We start from the raw sequence: 5,728 nt of genomic DNA on the forward strand, positions 1-5,728 counted from the left end.
GGACCGGTCGCTGATCGAGATCCGCGACGAGGCCTGGCGGTTCGGCGTCGATCTCTATTTTCTCAATGTGGTTCGGATGGCGCGCCTCGTCACGCCGATCCTCCAGCGCGACGGGGGCGGATCGATCGTCAATATCTCGACCTTCGCGGCACTCGAGCCGCGCCTGATCTTTCCGGTCTCGGGCACGGTGCGGATGGCGCTCGCCGGCTATACCAAGCTCTATGCGGACCGATATGCGCGCGACGGCATCCGGATGAACAACATCCTGCCGGGATTCGTGGACAACTGGCCGCTGAGCGAGGAAGTCCGGCGGACCATTCCGCTGGCGCGGGCGACGCGCATGTCCGAGCTCGTCAGCATGACGGATTTTCTGCTCTCCCCTCACTCCGGGGCGACGACAGGCCAGAACATCATGGTCGACGGCGGCGTCAACCGCGGACTCTAACCCTCGCCAGTTCAGCCGCGCAGCGCCTCTTCGAAGAACGAGGCCAGCCGGCGATTGAGCCGGGCCCGGTTCGCGGGCTTGGCGATGCCATGGCCCTCGTCGGGGAAGGCCAGCACCTCGTAGGGAATGCCGGCCGCGTCGAGCGCCTTGCTGACAGCGCTCAGGTTCTCGGGCGTCACATTGGGATCCTGCAGGCCTTGCACGATCAGCAGTTGGCCGCGGATGTTCCTGACGAAATGGATCGGCGAACGCTCGCGATAGCGCTCCGGCACATCCTGGGGCGCGCCGCCCATCATCTCCTCGCTGTAGCTGCGCAGATCGGGCCGCGTGGTCTCGTAATCGACCACCAGATCGGTCATGCCGCAGATCGGCGCCGCGGCCGCCACCACGGCGGTGGGGAAATGGGTGATCGCCCACCAGGAGGAGTAACCGCCATAGGAGACGCCGGCGATGCCGACACGGCCCGCTTGCGCCAGGCCTTGCGCGATCAGCGCCTCGATGCCGCTGCGGATATCCTCCTGCTCCAGCCCGCCCCAGCCCTCCTTCTTGATGGCCTCGCGGAAATCGGGGCCATAGCCGGTCGAGCCACGGTAATTGGGCGCGAAGACGTCGAAGCCGGCGCCGACGAGAAACTGCAGCTCGAGATCGTAGCGCGCCTCGAGATGCCAGGTCGGGCCGCCATGCACCCAGACGATCAGCCCCTTCGAAGGCGGCGTCGCGCGATAGAGCCAGCCATGGATGTCGAGCCCGTCGACCGAGCGCCAGCGAAAATCCTCCGGCGCCGTCAGAAGGTCGGGCGGAACGCCCTGCCCCGGCGGCAGAGCCGTCAGATCGGTGGTCTCGCCCTGGCCGACGAGGCGCAACACGCGCAAGGGCGTGCGCGCGTCGTAGAAGCGGACGACCCAGGCCGTCTGCGCGCCGGTCCGGTCGGGGACCGGACCCAGCGGCAGCCAGGTGCCGGGCGCTCGGCGGAAGGGCCGTTCGCGGCCCGTCGCGGGATCGAGCAGGCACACTTGGCTGCGCCCCTCCTTCGTCTCCGTCACCACGATCTCCGGGCTGCGGCGGGGCCATGAGATCTGCTCGATGCCGCGGACGGCATCGTCGATCAGCCAGCGCATCCGGTTGGCTGCGAGATCGTAATAGCCGACGAGGCTGGTCCGGGCGTCTTCCGCCAGGATCGCGAGCCCCTTCCCGTCGGGGCTCCAATGGGCGAAGAGCTTGGTCTCCTTGCCGAGATCGAGCAGCTCGCGATCGTTCTTGCCGTCGAGATCCACCAGCCAGAGCTGGCGGCCGCCGGGCCCCCGGTCGATTCGCGCATAGAGGACCTGTTGCCCCTTCGGGCTCGGCAGGGGCGTGTCGTGATGGGGGCGCTTGGGCTTCGCCAGCAGCGTGCGTCGGTTCCCGTCGAGATCGTGGCGATAGATCCAGGCGGGCTCGATCGGCTGGCCGATCGCGATATCGAGATTGGCGGCATAGACAAGCGACCGCCCGTCCGCCGTGACGCGGCCGCCATGGATGTAGAAATCGGGCGCGGGCTCGGTCAGCAGCGTTGGAGCGCCGCCGGCGAGCTCCTGGCGATAGAGCCTCACCCGCTCGGCGCCGTCCTGCGTGCCCGAGAGCAGCAGCACCCGGCTGTCGGGCCACCAATCCTCGACATGAAGATCATCCGCGTTGGCCACGAGGCAGCGCGGCGGAATGCTGCCGTCGGTCGGCGCGATCCAGACCTCGACCGTGGGTCCGAGGCCGCTCCAGCTCCAGGCGAGCCAGTTGCCGTCGGGCGAGAGCGACGGACGCTCCAGCTCCGGCAAGGCCAGGAGGCGGTCGATCAGCTCCATGTCGGCAGGAAGAACGCTGTCCAAGCTCTTGCACTCTCTCAGGTCACGGGGGCGATGGGGACAGGATCCGCGCGACTCCCGGACTCGTGGGCCGGATCGCATTATCCTCCCGGCTTCCGGGAGAACCCTTAACGAGACAGCGCGAGAGCCGGCTCGGGATCACCCGCGCGGGCCGTCCTGTAACAGCTTCTCTCCGGCCACCGCCAGGAGGCGTTTTCGCGCAGGCCGGCTCGATCAAGCGCCACCGCAGCCAACCGGGCTCATCTTATTGATTCGGTCCCCGATAAAGCCTCCGGCTTAGACTTTAGTTGAGCGATTGACGCCGGCCGCGCCAATCCCGATGCTCGGGGCCGCGGCCCCCCGGAAAAGAGGCCGATCAGCAGGAGCGTAAGACCATGGCCGACGGTTCCCGTCCCAACGCCGATCTCGATGCCGCGATCGCCGAGGCGGAGGCGCGTTACGGCGCCGCCAACCCGCAGAGCAAGGCGCGCGCGCAGGTCGCCTCCCAGGTCATGCCGGGCGGCAACACCCGCACGGTCCTCCACTACACCCCCTTCCCGCTCGCCTGGTCCGGCGGCAAGGGCAACCGCCTGACCGATCTCGACGGCCACGAATATCTCGACTTCCTCGGGGAATATACGGCGGGGCTCTATGGCCATTCGGACCCCGTGATCCAGGGCGCCATCTCGAAGGCCCTGAGCGACGGCATCGTGCTGGGCGGACCCAACCGCTACGAGGCGCAGCTGGCCGAAGCCATCTGCAAGCGGATTCCCTCGATCGAGCTGGTGCGGTTCTGCAATTCCGGCACCGAGGCCAATCTGTTCGCGATCCAGACCGCGCGCATCATGACCGGCCGCGACAAGATCATGGTGTTCGAATTCGCCTATCATGGCGGTGTGTTCTATTTCGGCAGCCATGGCAACCCGCTCAACCTGCCGCTGAACTGGGTCAAGAGCCGCTACAACGAGACCGAATACACGCGAGGGCTGATCGCCGAGCATGGCGCCGATCTGGCGGCCGTGCTGGTCGAACCGATGCAGGGCTCCGCCGGCTGCCTCCCGGCCGATCCCGCCTTCCTCGAGATGCTCCGCGAGGAATGCAGCCGGCGCGGCATTGTCCTGATCTTCGACGAGGTGATGACCTCGCGCCTCGCGCCCGGGGGCTGCCAGGCTCTCGTCGGCATCAAGCCGGACATGACCACGCTCGGTAAATATCTCGGCGGCGGCCTCTCTTTCGGCGCCTTCGGCGGACGGCGCGATCTGATGGAACGGTTCGATCCCTATCGCTCGGATTCGATCGGCCATGCCGGCACCTTCAACAACAATGTCTGTTCGATGGCGGGCGGCGTCGCCGGCCTGACCCAGGTCTTCACCGCCGACGAAGCGGTCCGCCTCAATGCGCTGGGCGATGAGATGCGCGGCCGCCTCCAGAAGGTGGCGCGCCGCCACGAGGCCCCGCTGCAGATCACGGGCGTGGGCTCGCTGATGAATCTGCATTTCGTGAGGGGCCCGGTGCGCACGCCGGCCGACGCCCATCCGAGCGACCCCGCGACCGAGAACCGGATGGGCGAGGTCCTGAAGCTGTTCCATCTCGACATGATCGCCGCCGGCATCTATCTCGCGCGGCGCGGCTTCGTCGCGCTGTCCCTGCCGATGCGCGAGCCCGACGTGGCCCGCTTCGAGGCAGCACTCGATGAGTTCCTGGCGACGCGTGGCGCGCTGGTGAAGGATGCGGTGGGCTAAGGCCGATCGTCAGGTAAGGTTTCGGAGAGCGGCCGTCACGCCGCGGGCCATTTATAGGCCTTGATCGATTTGACGAAGGTGGCGACCGCGGGCGAGAAGCGGCGGCCGGCGATGCTGACCAGCAGCACCTCGCGCGCCACCTCGGGATCGACCAGAGGCCGCGTCACCAGGCCCGGCACGGTCGGCGAGAATTCCGGAATGAAGCAGATTCCCATGCCGGCGATCACCATGGTCTGGATCCAGTCCTCGCGCTCGCTCTTATAGACCGTCTTGACGTTGATCTTGCTCCAATCCTCGCAGAGCGCGTTGAGCGTATCGTAATATTCGCAGTTGAGCCGCTGCAGGTAGTTCTCGTTGGCAAGATCGGTGACCCGCACGGCATTCTTGGGCGTCAGGCGATGGCCCGGCGGCAGCGCCACCGAGAAACGCTCACGATAGAGCGCACGCAGATCGAAGCGTTCGTCGAACGGCTTCTCCTGCGCCATGATGGCGACGTCGAGGTCGCCTGACATCAGCATGTCGCTGAGCTCGGTCGGCACGCCCTCCTTGAGGGTCACGGCGATGCCGGGATGCCGGGTGCGGAAATCGGCCAGGAAGCCGATCCCCCGCAGCGGCCCGATCGTGCACATGATGCCGAGCTTCAGCGGCGCATCGTCCAGCTTCAGGAACTCGCGGGCGGCGGATTTCGCGGCCTTCTCCCCGACGGCCACCTTCTCGAGCTGCGGCTTCATCAATTGGCCGAGATCGGTCATGTGCGTCAGGCTCCGCTCGCGACGGAACAGCTGACCGCCGAGCTCCTCTTCCAGCTTCTGGATTGCGCGGCTCAAGGCCGGCTGGGTCACGTTGCAGCGCTCGGCCGCGCGCGTGAAGTTCAGCGTCTCGCAGACAGCCAGGAAATAGCGGATCTGGTGGATTTCCATGAGTCACCCCTCAATGCCCAAAGAGCATGCCCCATCCGGCCATGCCAGGGCGGCATCGAAACCATAGGACCCCGGCATTTCCTTGCTGCCATCCCTGTTTGGCACATTCCAACCCAGGAAAAAACCCCGCCGCCGGTCACATCCTCGGGATGGATCGGCCGAGCCCGGAAAACGACCCCATAGGAGTGAATGCCACCATGCTGATGACCCAGAACGAGATCCGGATGCCGGCCACCGATCGCCGCCCGCTGATGGGCAAGGCCGCCATCGTCACCGGCTCGACCAGCGGCATCGGCCTCGGCATCGCCCGGCGCCTGGCGGCCCAAGGGGCGGCGGTCATGATCAACGGCTTCGGCAATGCCATCGAGATCGAGAAGACCCGCGGGGCGCTCGCGGCCGAGACCGGCACCGAGATCCTCTATGACGGCGCCGATATGAGCCAGCCGGCCGCCGTCCGGGCCATGGTCGACCATGCCCGGAGCACCTTCGGCAAGGTCGACATCCTGATCAACAATGCCGGCATCCAGCATGTCGAGCCGATCGAGAGTTTCGCGCCCACGAAATGGGACGCGATCCTGGCGATCAATCTGAGCGGCGCTTTCCACGCCATCCAGGCCGCCTTTGCTGACATGAAGGAGCGGCAATGGGGACGCATCGTGAATGTCGCCTCGGTGCATGGGCTCATCGCCTCGCCCTTCAAGGCCGCCTATGTCGCCGCCAAGCATGGCGTGATCGGGCTGACCAAGGTCGTTGCGCTGGAAGGTGCCGAATATGGCATCGCCTGCA

The 5,728-nt window shown here is 66.6% G+C and carries 5 protein-coding genes; 3 read left to right on the plus strand and 2 right to left on the minus strand.

From position 1 onward, the window contains the following. Positions 1-445, plus strand: a 445-nt coding sequence (locus ACREE8_RS12685) for an SDR family oxidoreductase (RefSeq protein WP_431573370.1), incomplete at its 5' end; no start/stop codon positions are given. Between the two features lie 11 nt (positions 446-456). Here the strand turns inward: ACREE8_RS12685 and ACREE8_RS12690 are convergent. Further along, positions 457-2,304, minus strand: a complete 1,848-nt coding sequence (locus ACREE8_RS12690; RefSeq protein ID WP_431573371.1) for a S9 family peptidase — start codon at positions 2,302-2,304, stop codon at positions 457-459. A 371-nt stretch (positions 2,305-2,675) separates the two neighbouring features. Here ACREE8_RS12690 and ACREE8_RS12695 point away from each other — a divergent pair, with 371 nt between their 5' ends. Next, complete coding sequence (locus tag ACREE8_RS12695; protein WP_431573372.1) at positions 2,676-4,022, plus strand: aspartate aminotransferase family protein; 1,347 nt, start codon at positions 2,676-2,678, stop codon at positions 4,020-4,022. 35 nt (positions 4,023-4,057) lie between these two features. On the opposite strand, the gene ACREE8_RS12700 is transcribed toward ACREE8_RS12695, so the two are convergent. Next, on the minus strand, positions 4,058-4,942 hold the full coding sequence (locus tag ACREE8_RS12700) for a LysR family transcriptional regulator (protein WP_431573373.1): 885 nt from the start codon (positions 4,940-4,942) through the stop codon (positions 4,058-4,060). A gap of 197 nt (positions 4,943-5,139) precedes the next feature. Between ACREE8_RS12700 and ACREE8_RS12705 the strand changes: the two genes are divergently transcribed. After that, positions 5,140-5,728: SDR family NAD(P)-dependent oxidoreductase (locus ACREE8_RS12705; RefSeq protein ID WP_431573374.1), on the plus strand; the 589-nt coding region annotated here is incomplete at its 3' end.

It is taken from the genome of Hypericibacter sp. (assembly GCF_050729195.1).
Classification (GTDB): Bacteria; Pseudomonadota; Alphaproteobacteria; order Dongiales; family Dongiaceae; genus Hypericibacter.

Excerpts from the sequence above, each read along its gene's own strand:
- ACREE8_RS12695 (WP_431573372.1), top strand. The coding sequence starts at position 2,676 with ATGGCCGACGGTTCCCGTCCCAACGCCGATCTCGATGCCGCGATCGCC.
- ACREE8_RS12700 (WP_431573373.1), bottom strand. The coding sequence starts at position 4,942 with ATGGAAATCCACCAGATCCGCTATTTCCTGGCTGTCTGCGAGACGCTG.